Source organism: Microbispora sp. H10885 (assembly GCF_014161415.1).
Lineage (GTDB): Bacteria > Actinomycetota > Actinomycetes > Streptosporangiales > Streptosporangiaceae > Microbispora > Microbispora triticiradicis.
Genome location: NZ_JABBWY010000019.1, coordinates 21,386 through 38,916 on the forward strand (window position 1 = coordinate 21,386; position 17,531 = coordinate 38,916).

General features: G+C 68.1%; 13 protein-coding genes. 10 read left to right on the plus strand and 3 right to left on the minus strand.

Annotated elements, in window-relative coordinates:
* Nucleotides 1-212: 212 nt before the first annotated feature.
* A complete protein-coding gene (locus tag HHX37_RS34615) occupies nucleotides 213-1,337 on the plus strand; it encodes a trypsin-like serine peptidase (RefSeq protein ID WP_111700789.1) in 1,125 nt (374 codons plus the stop codon).
* Nucleotides 1,338-1,524: 187 nt separating this feature from the next.
* Here HHX37_RS34615 and HHX37_RS34620 read toward each other — a convergent pair whose 3' ends face one another.
* On the minus strand, nucleotides 1,525-1,980 hold the full coding sequence (locus tag HHX37_RS34620) for an SSI family serine proteinase inhibitor (protein ID WP_165900679.1): 456 nt from the start codon (nucleotides 1,978-1,980) through the stop codon (nucleotides 1,525-1,527).
* 209 nt (nucleotides 1,981-2,189) lie between these two features.
* Here HHX37_RS34620 and HHX37_RS38045 point away from each other — a divergent pair, with 209 nt between their 5' ends.
* The 8 genes from HHX37_RS38045 (at nucleotide 2,190) to HHX37_RS34660 (ending at nucleotide 14,136) form a co-directional block, all read left to right on the plus strand.
* Nucleotides 2,190-3,347, plus strand: coding sequence for a trypsin-like serine peptidase (locus HHX37_RS38045; RefSeq protein WP_182888095.1), 1,158 nt, complete (start codon nucleotides 2,190-2,192; stop codon nucleotides 3,345-3,347).
* A 285-nt stretch (nucleotides 3,348-3,632) separates the two neighbouring features.
* Nucleotides 3,633-4,817, plus strand: a complete 1,185-nt coding sequence (locus tag HHX37_RS34630; protein ID WP_182888096.1) for a trypsin-like serine peptidase — start codon at nucleotides 3,633-3,635, stop codon at nucleotides 4,815-4,817.
* A gap of 472 nt (nucleotides 4,818-5,289) precedes the next feature.
* Nucleotides 5,290-6,510, plus strand: a complete 1,221-nt coding sequence (locus HHX37_RS34635; protein ID WP_182877741.1) for a trypsin-like serine peptidase — start codon at nucleotides 5,290-5,292, stop codon at nucleotides 6,508-6,510.
* Nucleotides 6,511-7,029: 519 nt separating this feature from the next.
* On the plus strand, nucleotides 7,030-8,289 hold the full coding sequence (locus tag HHX37_RS34640; RefSeq protein WP_111700794.1) for a trypsin-like serine peptidase: 1,260 nt from the start codon (nucleotides 7,030-7,032) through the stop codon (nucleotides 8,287-8,289).
* A 467-nt stretch (nucleotides 8,290-8,756) separates the two neighbouring features.
* Nucleotides 8,757-9,839 carry a trypsin-like serine peptidase gene (locus HHX37_RS34645; RefSeq protein ID WP_182888097.1) on the plus strand — a complete coding sequence of 361 codons (1,083 nt, stop codon included), beginning with the start codon at nucleotides 8,757-8,759 and terminating at the stop codon, nucleotides 9,837-9,839.
* 507 nt (nucleotides 9,840-10,346) lie between these two features.
* The gene (locus tag HHX37_RS34650; RefSeq protein WP_182888098.1) at nucleotides 10,347-11,567 is read left to right on the plus strand and encodes a trypsin-like serine peptidase; all 1,221 of its coding nucleotides are present in this window, start codon (nucleotides 10,347-10,349) and stop codon (nucleotides 11,565-11,567) included.
* A 166-nt stretch (nucleotides 11,568-11,733) separates the two neighbouring features.
* The gene (locus HHX37_RS34655) at nucleotides 11,734-12,846 is read left to right on the plus strand and encodes a trypsin-like serine peptidase (protein ID WP_182888099.1); all 1,113 of its coding nucleotides are present in this window, start codon (nucleotides 11,734-11,736) and stop codon (nucleotides 12,844-12,846) included.
* A gap of 183 nt (nucleotides 12,847-13,029) precedes the next feature.
* On the plus strand, nucleotides 13,030-14,136 hold the full coding sequence (locus HHX37_RS34660; protein WP_182883773.1) for a trypsin-like serine peptidase: 1,107 nt from the start codon (nucleotides 13,030-13,032) through the stop codon (nucleotides 14,134-14,136).
* Between the two features lie 76 nt (nucleotides 14,137-14,212).
* Here HHX37_RS34660 and HHX37_RS34665 read toward each other — a convergent pair whose 3' ends face one another.
* The gene (locus HHX37_RS34665) at nucleotides 14,213-15,370 is read right to left on the minus strand and encodes a hypothetical protein (RefSeq protein WP_182888100.1); all 1,158 of its coding nucleotides are present in this window, start codon (nucleotides 15,368-15,370) and stop codon (nucleotides 14,213-14,215) included.
* A 159-nt stretch (nucleotides 15,371-15,529) separates the two neighbouring features.
* Nucleotides 15,530-16,693 (minus strand): NAD(P)-dependent malic enzyme, encoded by a 1,164-nt coding sequence (locus HHX37_RS34670; RefSeq protein WP_244302494.1) that lies wholly within the window; start codon nucleotides 16,691-16,693, stop codon nucleotides 15,530-15,532.
* A 292-nt stretch (nucleotides 16,694-16,985) separates the two neighbouring features.
* On the opposite strand from HHX37_RS34670, the gene HHX37_RS34675 reads away from it, so the two are divergent.
* Nucleotides 16,986-17,513 carry a CGNR zinc finger domain-containing protein gene (locus tag HHX37_RS34675; protein WP_310740671.1) on the plus strand — a complete coding sequence of 176 codons (528 nt, stop codon included), beginning with the start codon at nucleotides 16,986-16,988 and terminating at the stop codon, nucleotides 17,511-17,513.
* The last annotated feature ends 18 nt before the right edge of the window (nucleotides 17,514-17,531 follow it).

Genomic DNA, 17,531 nt, shown 5'->3' on the forward strand with positions numbered 1-17,531 from the left:
AACCCTCCGTCCGGTAAGACGACGCACCCCGCCAAACCCCCTCTGAGCTGCGCAGACACGTGCCATAACCAGCCGCTATCGATAACAGATAGGGCAATCTGCTGATTGTTCTGGTTATAAGCACGGCGGCCGGTTGGATCCGGTCGTTAATCTTCGGAGCGTTTTCCTGCTGAATGGGACGCACCCTCATCCGTCCCAGGGAAAGGAGCTTCATGATCCCCCGAGCACGACGCCTGACCATCCCCCTCACCGGCGCGCTCGTCGCGGCCGGCGTGGTCGGCGTGATCGGCGTCACCCAGCCGGCGGCCTCGGCGCAGACCGGCCCCGGCGACGTGACCGTCAAGGCGGCGCCCCAGACGCCCGCCCAGGCGGTCTCCTTCTGGTCGCCGCAACGGCTGCGGGCGGCCAAGGACTACAGCGAGGAACTCGGCAACTCCGTCAAGGGCTTCGGCAAGGTCAGCAAGACCACCCCGGACGGCAAGCCGGGCACGGTCCCGCCGATCGGCGCGGAGAAGACCAAGGCGGGCGTGTCCCGGCAGGTCAACCTGCCGAACACGGTCGGCCGGGTGTTCTTCACGCTGCCCGGCCAGAATCCGCTCGACCCCCGGAGCTGGAAGTACTGCTCCGGCACGTCCGTTCAGGGCAGGTACCGCAACGTGGTCGCCACCTCGGCACACTGCGTCTACGACCCGGTGTCGAACCAGTTCTACGACAACTGGATCTTCATTCCCTCCTACTGGGACGGCAACCAGGTGTGGGAGGGCAAGGCGCCGTACGGCATCTATCCCGCCAAGTGGTTCCAGGCGCACGACGACTTCGTGGTCAAGGAGGACTACGACTACGACTACGCGTTCGTGAACGTGTCGTCGGGCTTCCGGCTGACCCCGAAGAAGGTCGGCTCGGCCACGCAGTACACGACCACCCCGGCCGGCCGCCTGGGCGACAACGTGGGCGGCCAGGGCTTCACCTGGAACCGCAGCACGAAGGTCAAGGTGTTCTCGTTCGGCTATCCGGCGGGCCCGCACCCGGACGGCGACCGGCCGTTCACCGGGCGGACGATGAAGTGGTGCTACGGCCAGACGACTCCCATGCCGGCCGCGTTGAAGTACAACATCCAGGAGCACATCGGGTTCAAGTGCGGCATGACCGCCGGCGCGAGCGGCGGCCCGTGGCTCCTCGACTACAGGAGCAGAACGCGCAAGGGCTACCTGAACGGCATCAACAGCGTCGCCTGGGACAGCGACGGCAACGACCGGTACGACCGGATCTCCTCGCCGTACTTCAACAGCGAGACCTACGACGTCTACGCGGCGGCCGCCAACCGGTGGACGCAGTGACGCGGGCGGCCTGACCGCACGGCCATTCGGTCAGGCGCGCACGTCCAGGTGGACGGGGGCCCGGCGGGCGACCGCCGGGCCCTTCGCATGTCTCCGTTCGCATGTCTCCGTGCGTACCGCGCCGAAGGAGGCTTACGTCCCGCCTACGCCGGATGCGGTGGAATGCCCGAAGCGTCGGACGTCCGCATCAGAACTCGGCCAGCGCACCGGTGACCGACCGCATCTCGCAGTCGTTGCCGAAGGTGTGCCGGAGCTGGAAGTACTTCCCGTCCCAGATACCGCTGGCGGTGACCGTCACAGGTGAGTAGAGCATCGTGCAGGGCCCCGTGCCGGGCCGCTTCAGCACCGCCGGATCGAGGACCGCTCTTCTCAGCCGCGCGCACGCCTCGGCCGCGTGGGGATGCGAACCCCCCACCGGGGAGCAGTTCAGGAAGGCCGAGCGGGCCGGCGGATCCGCCTGCGCGCCGTTCGCCACGGTCAGGATCGCCACGCGTACGCGGGCGGCCGGGGACGGGGGAGCCTGTGCCCCGATTTTCAGTGACGGCGGCGCGGGCAGGCCCCTCACCTGGTCAGACGCCGACGCGTGGCCGGACGGGCCGGCGACCAGGGCCGCACCGGCCAGCAGGACAAGCAGTGTTCTCATTCGATCCCCCCGTTTCCGCTGGTGCCAGCGTTCCCGTGGGGGGGTCTCCGAGCAAGCGCACACTCCGCGCCACAAGGAAATCTGACGTACCACAGACCGCATCGGTTCCGCGGGTTTCATAACGAGCTGGGCAAGAAGGTGTGCCTGAACCGTGTGGATCTGGAAAAATCACCCCTTACTATCCATATCTCCCATCTGAGGGGTCCACGGTGACCAGGAAGCTCGCACTCGCCGGTGGCGTCGCCGCCGCCGCGGGCCTGGCCGCCGTGCTCTGGAGCCAGGGACCGGCGACACCCGCGACGGCCTCGCCCCAACTCGCCGCGGCCCCGGTCTCCGTCGTGAGCGGCCTCGGCAGGAGTGTGGCCGGCGACAGCGGGGTCAGCAGGGACGGCGTCAGCAGCTTCGCCCTCGCGCCGAAGCAGGCCGACAAGGAGCGGGTGGCGGCGTACTGGAGCCCTGATCGGCTCAAGCAGGCGAGCAGTTACGTGCCGAGCACCAAGCCGTCGCCGTCGGTGAAGAGCACCACCTCCGCGCTGGAGATGGTCCCCGGGGGAGCGAGCCGGGGCGCGGCCCCGCCCCTGCGGGCGGCCGCGTCGGCCCCCGGCGACGCCCCGCCGATGGTGGGCAAGGTCTTCTTCAAGGTGGGCGACAAGCAGTACTGGTGCTCCGCCTCCGCGGTCCACTCGGCCCACCGCAACCTCGTCGCCACCGCCGGACACTGCGCGTACGCGCTGGCCCAGGACAAGCCGGTGGAGAACTGGATCTTCATCCCGTCCTACCACGACGGCGTGGCCCCCAAGGGGATCTTCGTCGGCCACACGCTCTACATGCACGAGGACTTCGCCGGGCAGGGCGACTTCGACCGCGACTACGCCTTCGTGACCGTGCACCGGGGCTTCACCTGGCAGCCGTACACGCAGCAGGGCAGGTTCCGGTATCGGGCGGTGGACGTCGGGCGCCTGGAGGACAAGGTCGGCGCCTTCCTGTTCACCTCCGCCAAGCCGCTCGCCCGGCGCGTCAGCGCCTTCGGCTATCCCGCGGGGGCCCACCCCGACGGCACCCGCCCGTACGACGGCCAGACGGTGCGGACCTGCTCCGGCACGACGGAGAAGAAGATCGTCAGCGCGCCGACCTGGCAACTGGAGCACGGAGTGCGCCTGCCCGGCTGCGCATTCACCGCAGGCGCGAGCGGCGGCCCCTGGGTCGTCGGCTACAACCCCGCCAAGCGGACCGGCCGCCTGACCGGGGTCACCAGCCTGACCTGGAACCTCAGCGGTGGCGGGCGTCTCGACGCGGTCTCCACGCCGTACTTCAACACGCTCACCCGGCGGGTGTACACACAGGCGGGCCGGCAGGGCACCGGCTGACTCCGGCCCCCGGGATCGCGAATGTGATTTGGCTCACACCACGACGTGCCTGGTAGTCGCGCTGCGTACCGGTCTTTACACGCACCGCTCTCGATCAGACCTGCGCCGATGCCGAGTTGTGATCGATCACTTGACAGTGCCTGTTGAAGATAACCGTCAAGTAACGGGCGATGTCACACGGAAAGCACCTAAAACAGGGGTTAAGAGCGCAGGTACTGTCTTTACTAGCCCTTTACACACGGGTGGGACGCATGAGGCGTCCCACACGACAGCACCTGGAGTTTCATGAACACCCGAGTCAGGCGCCTGATCCTCCCCATCGGAGGCATCGCCGCCGCCGGCCTCGTCGGGGCCACCCTGGCAGGGCCGGCTCAGGCCGCTCCCGACACGGCCTCGGACACCCTGGCCGCGAGCGGAGTCGCCGCGAAGAACATCGTCGCCTACTGGCTGACCGAGAAGGCCGCCAACCTGGTCAACGCCACCCCGTACGGGTACGAGACTCAGGTCCCCGCCAAGCACATCTCCAAGGGCGGGCCGTCCGCGGACAGCAAGCCGGGCACCGTCGCCCCCACCGGCGGCGGCACCAAGGCCAGCGGCGCTTCCAAGAACGTGAACCTGCCGCGTACCACCGGCAAGGTCTTCTTCGTCGGCGCCGACCACAGGCCGCACTGGTGCACCGCCACCTCGCTGCAGTCGAAGTACCACAACGTGGTCGCCACCGCCGGCCACTGCGTGTACGACACCGAGTCGAACAAGGCCACCATGAAGTACTGGGTCTTCGTGCCCGGTTACTACCAGGGCAAGGCTCCGTGGGGCATCTACGTCGGCAAGACGGCCTACACCCACTACGACTTCGACGTGTACGAGGACGGCGACCGCGACTACGCGTTCGTGACCGTCTACAACGGCATCAAGGCCGGCCGCGGCGGCGACCTGCGCAACGTCGCCGAGTGGAACTGGAAGCAGGTCGACAAGAAGGAGTACAACAAGTACGACCGCTTCATCCGCAAGGCCAGGGGCGGCAAGTACTACGTGGTGAAGTTCACCGACGCCGGTCGCCTGGGCGACAACGTCGGCGGCCAGGGCTTCGCCTACAACCAGAAGATCGGCAAGTACGTCTACGTGTTCGGCTACCCGAGCGGGTCGCACCCGGACGGCAACCACGCCTTCTCCGGCCAGACCCTCAAGTGGTCGTACGGCAAGACCTTCGCCGCCAAGGCCCCGGCCGTGAAGGCCGAGGAGCTCCAGGGCGTGAAGTCCTCCTTCACCGGTGAGGGCTCCTCGGGCTCCGCGTGGCTGCTCAACTACTCGAGCAGCCGTCGCCTGGGCTACCTGAACGGCGTCACCAGCGGTGTCTCCGACACCGACGGCAACGACCGGATCGACACCAGCGTCTCCCCGTACTTTGACGGCGAGACCTACGGCGTCTACAAGGCCGCCGCCAACGTCTGGTCCGGCTCCATCGCCTGATCCGCCTGATCGCCGCACGCGGCGACACCCCCCACGGAAGGCCCGGCTGTCCTCAGCCGGGCCTTCCGGCGTACCGACGGAAATTCTGCGACGGGGACGTAAACCCAGGGACAGGGAAGCGCGACGCCGCCCGATGCGAAGACCCAGGTCAGGCGGCGTCGTTACATCCCGTTCCACTCAGATGCTGTGATTTGCGTCACATCGTGACACGGCCGTCGACGTCACGCCCTTCCACAGGATTCGGTCAGAAAACTCCCAGGGAACTCCCAGGCTGCGGAAACGATCGGCAGGACGGGTCGACAGAAAGGTTTTCACTCCGTCAGTCAGGTCACGCGAAGATCTCGGCGCGCGGCGGGGCCCGAGGCCTGTCCTGTTCGCCTGTTTCGGTCCAAATCGGGGCTGTAAGGTCTGGCCATCCCTCTTCTGACGGATGGGACGCAAGAGGCGTCTCACGACAGACCAAGGAGTTCCCATGAAGCGCACTCTGGCTTTCGGTGGCCTCGTCGCCACCGCCGGCCTCCTGGCCGCGGGCCTCGCCGCCCCGGCTCAGGCCGCCAACGACGTCGCCAGCGACGCACTCGCCACCAACGGCATCGCGGCTTGGGCCACGGCCGCCTACTGGTGGAACAACGAGTACGCGAACCTGGTCAACGCGACGCCTTACAACGTCGAGACCAAGGTCGTCGCCAAGCACATCAGCAAGGGCGGTCCGGCTGCGGACAGCAAGCCCGGTGTGGTTCCGGCGATCGGCGACGAGAAGAAGTCGGCCGCGAAGTCGAAGAACGTGAACCTGCCCAAGACCACGGGCAAGGTCTTCTTCGACGGCGCCGACGGCAGGCCGCACTGGTGCTCCGCCACCTCCGTGCAGTCCGCCTACCACAACATGGTCGCGACCGCCGGACACTGTGTCTACGACACCGAGTCCAACGCGGCCACCCTGAAGAACTGGGTGTTCGTTCCGGGTTACTACCAGAGCAAGACCCCGTGGGGCATCTACGTCGGTAAGACCGCCTACACGCACTACGACTACGACGTGTACGAGGACGGCGACCGCGACTACGCGTTCGTCACCGTGTACAACGGCCTCAAGTTCAACCACGACGGGGTCATCCCGTTCACGCCGGCGAACCCGGGCTCGTGGAAGAAGGTTTCCTACGAGACCTACAGCAAGTTCCCGGTGTGGTTCCGTGGCTCGAAGTGGGTCTGCCACGTCGGCAACACCTACTACGTGTGGGCGTTCGAGGACGCGGGTCGCCTGGGCGACAACGTGGGTGGTCAGGGTCTGGCCTACAACCAGAAGATCGGCCAGCCGGTCTTCGTGTTCGGCTACCCGAGCGGCAAGCACCCCGACGGCAACCAGGCCTTCACCGGCAAGACCCTCAAGTGGACCTACGGCAAGACCTTCGCCGCGACCGCTCCGTCGGTCAAGGCCGAGGAGCTGCAGGCCGTCAAGTCCTCCTTCACCGGTGAGGGCGCGCTCGGCTCGTCCTGGCTGCTCAAGTACAACAACGGCCGTCGTCTCGGCTACCTGAACGGCGTGACCATCGGCGTCTCCGACACCGACGGCAACGACCGTTACGACACCTCCGTCTCCCCGTACTTCGACGGCGAGACCTACGGCGTCTACAGCGCGGCCAAGAACAACTGGTCCGGCTCCATCGCGGTGCCGTGGGAGAACCCGCTGAACCACTGATCCCAGCGGTTCAGGCTTGACGAAGAGCCCGGCCTCCGGCCGGGCTCTTTCGTTTTCTCCCAATACGCCACGACGGCCGCATTCTCTGCCCGGGAGAGGTAAACCAAGAGAGAGCCTCGCGCGACGTGGCCGGAAACGTGCCTTTCTCCGTTCGCGGTGTCGCGCCACCATTCGGCCACCCTAGGTGAGGCCCGGGCGCGTTAGACGGATCAGCCGCCCGACCAGTGCCATCACAGCGGTGTGATTCGCGTCACAGCCATTCCTGACGCCCCGGCACAAGGATTTCCACGACCGCCGGTGAAGACCCGGAAAGGAAGATTCTCTAGCTGCGGCAATGGCCCGCCCGGAACGATCCATCCCCCGTGGTGACGACATCACGAATTGGTCACAAGCGGGCGGAGTCGGATTAGACGTCAAAAGCTGCCATACGTCCGCAAGATCTGCGCTGTATGGTTCTGCCTATCCCTTTACTGACGCATGGGACGCATGAGGCGTTCCACGACAGAGCAAGGAGTTCCTGTGAAGCGCACTCTCGCCTTCGGTGGCCTCGTCGCCACCGCCGGGCTCCTGGCCGCGGGGCTCGCCGCCCCGGCCCAGGCCGGCAGTGACGTCGCCAGCGCCCCGCTGGCCGCCACCGGCATCCAGGCCAAGAACATCGCCGCCTTCTGGCTGGCGGAGAACGCGGCCAACCTGATCAACGCCACGCCGTACAACGTCGAGACCAAGGTCGTCGCCAAGCACATCTCCAAGGGTGGCCCGGCGGCCGACAGCAAGCCCGGCGTCGTTCCGGCGATCGGCGACGAGAAGAAGACCGCCGCCAAGTCGAAGAACGTGAACCTCCCCAAGACCACCGGCAAGGTGTTCTTCGCGGACGGGTTCAAGTGGGTCCACGGTCGGGGCAACCACTGGTACCCGCAGGCCGTGAACCCGCACTGGTGCACGGCGACCTCGATCCAGTCGGCGTACCGCAACCTGGTCGCCACCGCTGGCCACTGCGTCTACGACACGGTGTCCAACAAGGCGACGCTGAACTACTGGGTCTTCATCCCGGGTTACTACCAGGGCAAGACCCCGTGGGGCGTGTACGTCGGCAAGACGGCCTACACCCACTACGACTACGACGTGTACGAGGACGGCGACCGCGACTACGCGTTCGTCACCGTGTACAACGGCATCAAGTTCCCCCACGACGGCTTCGCCGGCATCTGGCAGCTGATCAAGGACCGCAAGTGGGACGAGCTGAAGTCGTACGCCGGCTTCCAGGAGGTGGACTTCAACACCTTCAAGGCGTACCACGACGAGGACGCTCTGCCCCACTACGCCGCCAACGGCAAGTTCTACGTGTGGAAGTTCGCTGACGCCGGTCGCCTCGGCGACAACGTGGGTGGTCAGGGTCTGGCCTACAACCAGAAGATCGGCCAGCCGGTCTTCGTGTTCGGCTACCCGAGCGGCAAGCACCCCGACGGCAACCAGGCCTTCACCGGCAAGACCCTCAAGTGGACCTACGGCAAGACCTTCGCCGCGACCGCTCCGTCGGTCAAGGCCGAGGAGCTGCAGGGCGTGAAGTCCTCCTTCACCGGTGAGGGCTCGCTGGGTTCGGCGTGGCTGCTCAAGTACAACAACGGCCGTCGTCTCGGCTACCTGAACGGCGTGACCATCGGCGTCTCCGACACCGACGGCAACGACCGTTACGACACCTCCGTCTCCCCGTACTTCGACGGCGAGACCTACGGCGTCTACAGCGCGGCCAAGAACAACTGGTCCGGCTCGATCGCCTAACTCTCCTCGAGAGCGCAAGCGGTCACCCGTCAGGGGTCCAAACCCTGACACGGTCCACCCGAAGGGCCCGGCTTCCGAGCCGGGCCCTTTCGGCGTCTCCGGGCGCCGGAGGCGGCGATCCGGGCGCCCGGAGACGGGGATCGGGGCGGGCTTAGACGGTTCGGCTGCCGATTCCGCTCCCTCCGGGCACTGTGATTTGGCTCACACAGACGAGAGCTGCACCCTTCCCCCGCCTCCTCACAGCGAGGACTCAGCCTTCCGCTCCACCTGCGCACTCGGCTCCGTTTCGGCTACCCCAAACCGGAGCCGAATCCGATAACGGAACGGTAACGCGCCGACGGCTCCTCTCCGAGGCGCCGCGAACGCTTTCTGTCGTGAAGATCTGCCCGGTATGTTCCTTGGCGATCCCTTTACTGACGCATGGGACGCATGAGGCGTCTCACGACAGAGCAAGGAGCACACCCTCAATGAAGCGCACTCTGGCTTTCGGTGGCCTCGTCGCCACCGCCGGCCTCCTCGCCGCCGGTCTCGCCGCCCCCGCCCAGGCGGCCGGCCGGACCTGGGCCAACGACAACCTGGCCTCCACGAACTCGGCCGCCCTCCAGGTCATCAAGTACTGGCGGGGCGAGCGGGCGTCGAACTTCGAGAACGCCACGCCGTACGCCGTCGAGACCAAGGTCGCCGCCAAGCACGTCTCCAAGGGCGGGCCGTCCGCGGACAGCAAGCCCGGCGTCGTGCCGGCCATCGGTGACGAGAAGAAGTCGAGCAGCACCTCGAAGAACGTGAACCTGCCCAAGACCACGGGCAAGGTGTTCTTCCGCGGCGCCGACGGCAGGCCGCACTGGTGCTCGGCCACCTCCGTGCAGTCGACCTACCACAACCTGGTCGCGACCGCGGGTCACTGCGTGTACGACACCGTGTCCAACAAGGCCACGATGGACTACTGGGTGTTCGTCCCGGGTTACTACCAGGGCAAGACCCCGTGGGGCATCTACGTCGGCAAGACGGCCTACACCCACTACGACTACGACGTGTACGAGGACGGCGACCGCGACTACGCGTTCGTCACCGTGTACAACGGCGTGCTCCCGTCGTGGGAGAAGCGCCGGCTCGTCATCAAGGACGTCGGCCGTCTCGGCGACAACGTGGGCGGGCAGGGCCTGGCCTACAACCAGAAGATCGGCAGCTCGGTCTACGTCTTCGGCTACCCGAGCGGGTCGCACCCGGACGGCAACCACGCCTTCTCCGGCAAGACCCTCAAGTGGAGCTACGGCAAGACCTTCGCCGCGACCGCTGCGGCCATCAAGGCCGAGGAGCTCCAGGGCGTGAAGTCTTCCTTCACCGGTGAGGGCGCGCTCGGCTCGTCCTGGCTGCTGCAGTACAAGAGCGCCCGTCGTCTCGGCTACCTGAACGGCGTGACCATCGGCGTCTCCGACACCGACGGCAACGACCGGTACGACACCTCCGTCTCCCCGTACTTCGACGGCGAGACCTACGGCGTCTACAACGCGGCCAAGAACAACTGGTCCGGCAAGATCACCGCGCAGTAGTCCTCACGCGAGTCCCACTCGCGCGGACGACCGCACGACCGCGGGCCGGTGGTGAACCCACCGGCCCGCACCCGTACCACCCTCGTCCGGCCGGCGGAGAACCCCTCGGCGGCGAGCGAACAGGTTCCATCCCACCCGGAGCCCCGGCCGTACTACGCCGGGGCTCGGGGCGTTCAAGGGGGCCCTTAGACGCGCCACGGGCCGATCCGGTGGCATTCGTTTCATGTGATTCGCATCACACCGCCGTTTTTGTGGACCGAAACAAACGCCCCAGGCGTCCCTTGCTCCCCACACTCGCACTTGACCGACTATCTGGGCAAATGTCTGCCTAGGTCGTAAAAAGCACTCCTTGGCGTGAAGATTACGGATTGATCTCGCCGCTCCGGCGGCCTGAGACGGCACGGGAACCGCTACCGCATCTCAAGATCGTCCCTGTATGGTCCAGCCATCCCTTCACTGACGGATGGGGCGCATGAGGCGTCTCACGCCAGACCAAGGAGTTTCCCCATGAAGCGCACTCTTGCTTTCGGTGGCCTCGTGGCCACCGCCGGCCTGCTCGCCGCCGGTCTCGTCACCCCCGCCCAGGCGGCCGGCGACGTCGCCAGTGACCCGCTGGCGTCGACCGGCATCCAGGCCAAGAACATCGCCGCCTTCTGGCTGGCGGAGAACGCGGCCAACCTGATCGCCGCCACGCCGTACAACGTCGAGACCAAGGTCGCCGCCAAGCACCTCTCCAAGGGTGGCCCCGCGGCCGACAGCAAGCCCGGCATCGTCCCGGCGATCGGCGACGAGAAGAAGACCGCCGCCAAGTCGAAGAACGTGAACCTCCCCAAGACCACCGGCAAGGTGTTCTTCGCGGACGGGTTCAAGAACGTCGGCACGCGGCAGCACCCCAAGGTCGTCGCGGTCAACCCGCACTGGTGCACCGCGACCTCGGTGCAGTCGTCGTACCACAACCTGGTCGCCACGGCCGGTCACTGCGTCTACGACACGGTGTCCAACAAGGCGACGCTGAACTACTGGGTCTTCATCCCGGGTTACTACCAGGGCAAGACCCCGTGGGGCGTGTACGTCGGCAAGACGGCCTACACCCACTACGACTACGACGTCTACGAGGACGGCGACCGCGACTACGCGTTCGTCACCGTCTACAACGGCCTCAAGGTCAACGGTGGCACGGCGGACCGCTCGGCCCCCGTGAACCGCACCGAGGTTCCGAAGGCGACCTGGGACGCCTACGCCAAGAACTACCCGTTCCTGCTGGCGGGGACCGAGGGCGGCAAGTACTACGTCTGGAAGTTCGTCGACGCGGGTCGCCTCGGCGACAACGTCGGCGGGCAGGGCCTGGCCTACAACCAGAAGATCGGCCAGCCGGTCTTCGTGTTCGGCTACCCGAGCGGCTCGCACCCGGACGGCAACCACGCCTTCTCCGGCAACACCCTCAAGTGGAGCTACGGCAAGACCTTCCCCGCGACCGCTCCGGCGATCAAGGCGGAGGAGCTCCAGGGCGTCAAGTCCTCCTTCACCGGTGAGGGCTCGCTCGGCTCGGCGTGGCTGCTCAAGTACAACAACGGCCGTCGTCTCGGCTACCTGAACGGCGTGACCATCGGCGTCTCCGACACCGACGGCAACGACCGTTACGACACCTCCGTCTCCCCGTACTTCGACGGCGAGACCTACGGCGTCTACAGCGCGGCCAAGAACAACTGGTCCGGCTCGATCGCCTGAGTGCGTACGCGCTCTGACCGATCGGCTTGACACACAGGGCCCGGCTCCGGCTGGGCCCTGTTCCTTTTTTCGCGGTTGTTTCCGACGTGAGGCCTATGCGCTGTATGTTCCTTCGCATCGCGTCGACGAGTGCCGCGCGGGAAACGTTCCACGGCAAGGAGATCGGGTGAAGCGCATCCTCGCCCCGCTGTCAGGGGCGGTGGCGACGTCCGCGTTGCTCGCCGCGGTCGTTCCCGCACCCGCGCGGGCCTACGACATCACGGTGACGAGCCCGCTGGTTCCCCAGACGGAGGTCTCCTCCGCACTCGCCTACTGGCTCGGGCAGGGCGCGCGTGCGCTCACCGTCGCGACGCCCTATCTCCTGCCTGCGACAATCGCCGCCACCCGCGCACCGCGCGGCGACGCGGAGCCCGGCGGTGACCGGGGCGTGGTGCCCGCCGTCGCCGGGGCCAGGCGGGTGCCCGGCACCGCACGGAACGTCAACCTGCCGAGAACCGCGGGCAGGGTCTTCTTCGTCGGCGCCGACCACCGCCCGCACTGGTGCGCGGGCACCTCGGTCCAGGCCGACCACCGCAACCTCGTCGCGACCGCCGGCCACTGCGTGTACGAGCCCGTACGGCGAGGCTCGGGGGCGGCCCGGACCTACCGCTACTGGGTCTTCGTGCCCGGTTTCGCCCGGGGCTCGGCCCCCCTCGGTATCTATCCCGGAAAGCAGGCCTTCGCCCACCAGGACTTCACCCGCTACGGCGACCTCGACCGCGACTACGCCTTCGTCGGCGTCCACGACGGCGTGCTGCCCCGGCGGGTCGCGCTTTCCGGCGCCGCGCGGTACGCCGCGTTCACCGGTCCGAAGTACCGCACGCGTACGGGTTACACCGGCGTGCTGCTGACCCGCGCGGGCCGCCTCGGCGACAAGGTGGGCGAGCAGGGCCTGGCCTACAACCTCCCGGTCGGCGGATCCCTCGCCGTCTTCGGCTATCCCGTCGGGCGCGCCGCCGGCGCCGCCCCCACCGGCTTGAGCCGATCGTACGGAAGACCGTTTCGCGTCTGGGACCTGACCCAAAAGGCGGACGAACTGGTGGCCGTACGCGCGCCCTTCGTGTCCGCCGACGGATCGCCGTGGCTGGCCGCCTACCGGGGCGGGCGCGGGCTCGGCTACCTCAACGGCCTGACCATCGGCACGTCCGGCCAGTCCATCGCCCTTTCGCCCTATTTCGACGGCGAGTTGTTCCACGTGTACGACGCCGCCCGGCACGAGCGCGTCACTTCTCCCGCCTGACGGCGTTTCGACCGGTGACCCGCCGCGAAACATACCGCACACAAAACGGGCTTAATTCCGGACACGTCTTCTTATCTACGACTTATGGCAACAAGCTCCTGTGCTGTAAGTTCCTTGACATCCCTTTACTGACGCATGGGGCGTAAGTGACGTCCCACGTACAGCGCGAGGAGCGACCCCCCTATGAAGAAGCACGTGCTTCTCCCGATCGGCGCGATCGCCGCCGCGGGACTCGCGGCAACGGCCCTGACCGCTCCGGCCCAGGCCGGCCGGGTCCTGTCCAGCGCCAAGCTGGCCGGCCCCGCCCAGGCCGGCCCGACCGTCAAGTTCTGGCTCGACGGAGGCGGCTCGAAGCTCAAGGCGGCCGACCCGTACGGCATGGAGCACAACACGGTTCCCAAGCACGTTTCCAAGGGAGCCCCCGCCGCCGACGGCAAGCCGGGCATCGTGCCGGCGATCGGCGACGAGAAGAAGACCACCGCGAAGTCCAAGAACGTCAACCTGCCGAAGACCGTCGGCCGGGTCTTCTTCTCCATCGGCAGTGGCCTCTACTCCTGCTCCGCGTCCTCGGTGCAGTCGGCGTACCACAACCTGGTCGCCACGGCCGGGCACTGCGTCTACGACATCGAGAGCAACCACCAGGTCGTCGACAACTGGGTGTTCATCCCGGGTTACTACGACGGCAAGGCCCCGTGGGGCGTGTACGTCGGCAAGCAGGCGTTCACGCACTACGACTTCGACGTGTACGAGGACGCCGACCGGGACTACTCGTTCGTCACCGTCTACAGCGGCATCGGCTGGGACTACCAGAAGAACGTGTACAAGGACCTCGGCCCGCTCGGCAACAACGTCGGCGGCCAGGGCCTCGCCTACAACCAGAAGGTCGGCGCGCCGGTCTTCGTGTTCGGCTACCCCGCGGCGCCGCACGGAGACGGCAACTACGTCTGGACCGGCGAGAAGCTCAAGTGGTGCTACGGCAAGCCGTACTTCCCGGTCAAGGAGGCCTCGGTCAAGGCCGAGGAGCAGGTGGGCCTCAAGTGCTCGATGACCGGCGGCTCGTCCGGCGGCCCCTGGATCCTCAAGTACAGCAGCGCCCGCCGTCTCGGCTACATCAACGGTGTGACCAGCCTCGGCGGGGACACCGACGACAACGGCCGTAGCGACATGATCAGCTCTCCGTACTTCGACGGCGAGACCTACGGCGTCTACAAGGCGGCCTACTCGCTGTGGTCCGGCTCGCTGGTCCGCAAGGACGGCACGCTCGGCATCACCGAGGCCAAGTCCGAGTGACGCCCGCCTCCGGTGGGGTCCGGTCCCTCGCGGCCGGCCCCACCGTGGGCACCCGTCCGGTCAGGGCGCGGCGGCGTCACACGCCGACCGCCGCCCTGCCCGCACGCCGGCCGCGCTCCAGCAGCGCGGCCACCCGCGGATCCGCGGCGTACGGCGCCAGTCGCCGGCGCAGGTCCGCGACGTAGGTCCGGGTGCGGGCCGACTGGATGCCCTCGGCCACGTCGAGCGCCGAGGACGCGACCTGGCACGCCTCCTCCAGTTCGCCTTCCTGGATCAGGGCCGAGGCGAGCAGCGCGAGGTTGAACATCCTCCCCCGCACATACCGCCCGTCCATCACCAGCGACCGCCTGGCCTGCCGTACGGCTCCTCCTCCGTCTCCGAGGTCGCGCAGGCAGTGGGCCGACTTCGCGGCCAGGTAGGCCTCGTCGAAGTAGCCGATCCAGCGGGGCTCGCTCTGCGGAGAGCGCCGGTCGAAGGCGATCTCGGCCTCGTGCAGCGCGTTCCCGCACCCCGCCCGGTCCCCCAGCAGCGCGAGGGCGTGCGCCTCCAGCACACGCGTCTCGGCGAGCAGGGTGAGGACCCCCGAGCGCCGGGCCGCCTCGACCCCTGCCCTGGCCAGTTCCAGCCCGTGCCGGGCGTGCCCGATGTAGACGGCCTGGTGGCTCATCCCGGCCAGGATCTCGCCGCTCAGCGCATGGTCACCCGCGCCCCGCGCCAGGCCGAGCGCCTGGATGAGGTAGCGCTGGGCGAGCCCGTGCTGTTCGAGGTCGTAGGCCATCCACCCGGCGAGCCGGGTGAGCTCGGCCGCCGCGGTCGCGAGCGACCGCCCGGTGACCTCGCCGTACGCGCCCTCGCGCAGCAGCGGCGTCACGGCGGTGTGCAGGTAGCGCACGACCGGCCCGCGCACGCTGCCGCCGCCGAACCGGTTGTCCAGTTCCCCGAAGGATCGGGTGACCTCCCGGATCGCGGCCACGTCCGAGGCCCCGACCCGGCGCGGCCCGGTCGCGGCGAGCCGCGTCGCGTCCGGTGCCGCCAGCCAGTGAGCGAGTCCCGCCGAGCCCGCTCCCAGGGCGAAGGTGGAGTCGAGCAGGAACCTGCGCCGCTCGACGTCGGCCCTCCACAGTGCTGTCACGCTTGCCACACCCTCCTCCCACGAATGGGGGAACCGCTGTCCCACGCCGAGGCCGCCGAGCCGTCGGGTCAGGCCCTTGATGCGGTCGAGGTCACGTCGCATCGCTCTTCCAACCGGGACAGGCATCAGCCGATGAGGTTACGGAGAGCTCTCTTTATAGCACCTACCGTGACGAGGTAAAGGGATTCCCAAGTGCCCGGTGGAGAAAAAAGGGCCGGACGCCACGGCGTCCGGCCCTTCGGCCCCAGGCGGGGCGTGGCGTCACTTACGCGCGACGCCGTCCTCGCGGGCCTGACGCGCGACGGCGGCGATCACCGCGGGGGCGACCCGGGCGTCGAACGGCGAGGGGATCACGTAGTTCTCCGACAGGTCGTCCCCGACCACGGCCGCGAGGGCCTCGGCCGCCGCCACCTTCATGTTCTCGGTGATGGTCCTGGCGCGGACGTCGAGAGCGCCCCGGAAGACCCCCGGGAAGGCCAGCACGTTGTTGATCTGGTTGGGGTGGTCGGACCGGCCGGTGGCGACCACGCGGGCGTACCGCGCCGCCACCGAGGGCTCGACCTCGGGGGTGGGGTTGGACAGCGCGAACACGATCGCGTCCCGCGCCATCCCGGCGACGGCCCGCTCGGAGATGGTGGAGCCGGAGAGCCCGACGAACACGTCGGCGCCGGCGAGGGCCCCCTCGGTCGAGCCGGTCAGGCCCGCCTTGTTGGTGTCCCTGGCCAGTGCCCACTTGACCTGGTTCAGGTCGTCGCGGCCGGTGTGGATGATGCCCTTGGAGTCGGCGACCGCGATGTCGCCGATCCCGGCGTTCAGCAGGATGCGCGAGACGGCGACGCCGGAGGCGCCCGCGCCGGCGACGACGGCGCGCAGGTCGCCGAGCGACCGCCCGGTGAGGCGAGCCGCGTTGCGCAGCGCGGCGAGGACCACGATCGCGGTGCCGTGCTGGTCGTCGTGGAAGACGGGGATGTCGAGAAGCGCCCGCAGGCGGTCCTCCACCTCGAAGCAGCGGGGGGCGCTGATGTCCTCCAGGTTGACGCCGCCGAACGAGGGCGCGAGCCGGACCACGGTCTCGACGATCGCGTCCACGTCCGTGCAGTCGATGCAGACGGGCACCGCGTCGACCCCGGCGAACTGCTTGAACAGCAGGGCCTTGCCCTCCATCACGGGCATCGCGGCGGCCGGCCCGATGTCGCCGAGCCCCAGCACCGCGGTGCCGTCGGAGACCACGGCCACGACGTTGGAGACCCAGGTGTAGTCGTTGACCAGGTCGGGGTTGTCGGCGATGGCGGTGCAGACGCGGGCGACACCCGGGGTGTACGCGAGCGACAGGTCCCCGGCGTCGCGGACCGGGACGGTGGAGCGGACCTCCAGCTTGCCGCCGCGGTGCAGCGCGAAAGCGGGATCCAGATCGAGAGAAGTCAAGGAATCAGGCGTAACGGTCACAGCGACCCCAGTGTCGAAAGGACGAGTTCCTTCGGTAGACGCCGTCAAGAGAACGAGAGCCCAGGCTTCGGTAGCCGCCGGAGGCCGTCGTCGTTGACGGTCGTCTCTTGAGGGGGTACGGGGGTCACCCGTCTCCTGATTGTGCCACACGAACCACCGCCCGCCCCCGTCCCGGCGACCCCAGATCGTTGCCCCTATGGGTGTTCCCCCAGGCCACGAGGCGTGTAATACTCGGCTTTGCCAGTGATCTCTTACGTACATGGGCGCCCCAGTGGACTTGACGTCTTACGCCGAGCTGGCCGTTCAGCTGGTCAACATGGGCGACGAGCTCAAAACCCCCTTCTCCCTGCGGTCGCTGCTGGAGGAGACGGGCCGTACGGAGGCGGCCTCCCGCCTCACCCGCCGGGACATCGACGCGCTCTGGGAACTGCGTGAGGAGCTCGCGGGGGTGTTCGAGGCCGCGTCGGGAGGAGACGACGTCGACGTGGTCGACCGCCTCAACGGCCTGCTGGTCCGGCATCCCGTGCATCCGCAGATCTCCGGCCACGACGGCCAGCCCTGGCACCTGCACCTGACCGAGGGCGGCCGGGTCGCCGACGCCCTGGCGGTCGGGTCGGTCATGGGCCTCGCCAGCGTGGTCACCCGGCTCGGCGTCGACCGGCTCGGCCTCTGCCAGGCGTCGCCGTGCCGCAACGTCTACATCGACACCTCCTCCAACCGGTCGCGCCGCTACTGCTCGGAGCGGTGCGCCAGCCGGGCCAACGTGGCCGCGTACCGGGCCCGCAAGCGCGGCGCCTGATCCGGTGGGCCGGCGCAC

Coding starts and splice junctions, on each gene's coding strand:
- HHX37_RS34615 (WP_111700789.1), top strand. CDS start 213: ATGATCCCCCGAGCACGACGCCTGACCATCCCCCTCACCGGCGCGCTC.
- HHX37_RS34620 (WP_165900679.1), bottom strand. CDS start 1,980: ATGAGAACACTGCTTGTCCTGCTGGCCGGTGCGGCCCTGGTCGCCGGC.
- HHX37_RS34630 (WP_182888096.1), top strand. CDS start 3,633: ATGAACACCCGAGTCAGGCGCCTGATCCTCCCCATCGGAGGCATCGCC.
- HHX37_RS34635 (WP_182877741.1), top strand. CDS start 5,290: ATGAAGCGCACTCTGGCTTTCGGTGGCCTCGTCGCCACCGCCGGCCTC.
- HHX37_RS34645 (WP_182888097.1), top strand. CDS start 8,757: ATGAAGCGCACTCTGGCTTTCGGTGGCCTCGTCGCCACCGCCGGCCTC.
- HHX37_RS34650 (WP_182888098.1), top strand. CDS start 10,347: ATGAAGCGCACTCTTGCTTTCGGTGGCCTCGTGGCCACCGCCGGCCTG.
- HHX37_RS34660 (WP_182883773.1), top strand. CDS start 13,030: ATGAAGAAGCACGTGCTTCTCCCGATCGGCGCGATCGCCGCCGCGGGA.
- HHX37_RS34665 (WP_182888100.1), bottom strand. CDS start 15,370: ATGCGACGTGACCTCGACCGCATCAAGGGCCTGACCCGACGGCTCGGC.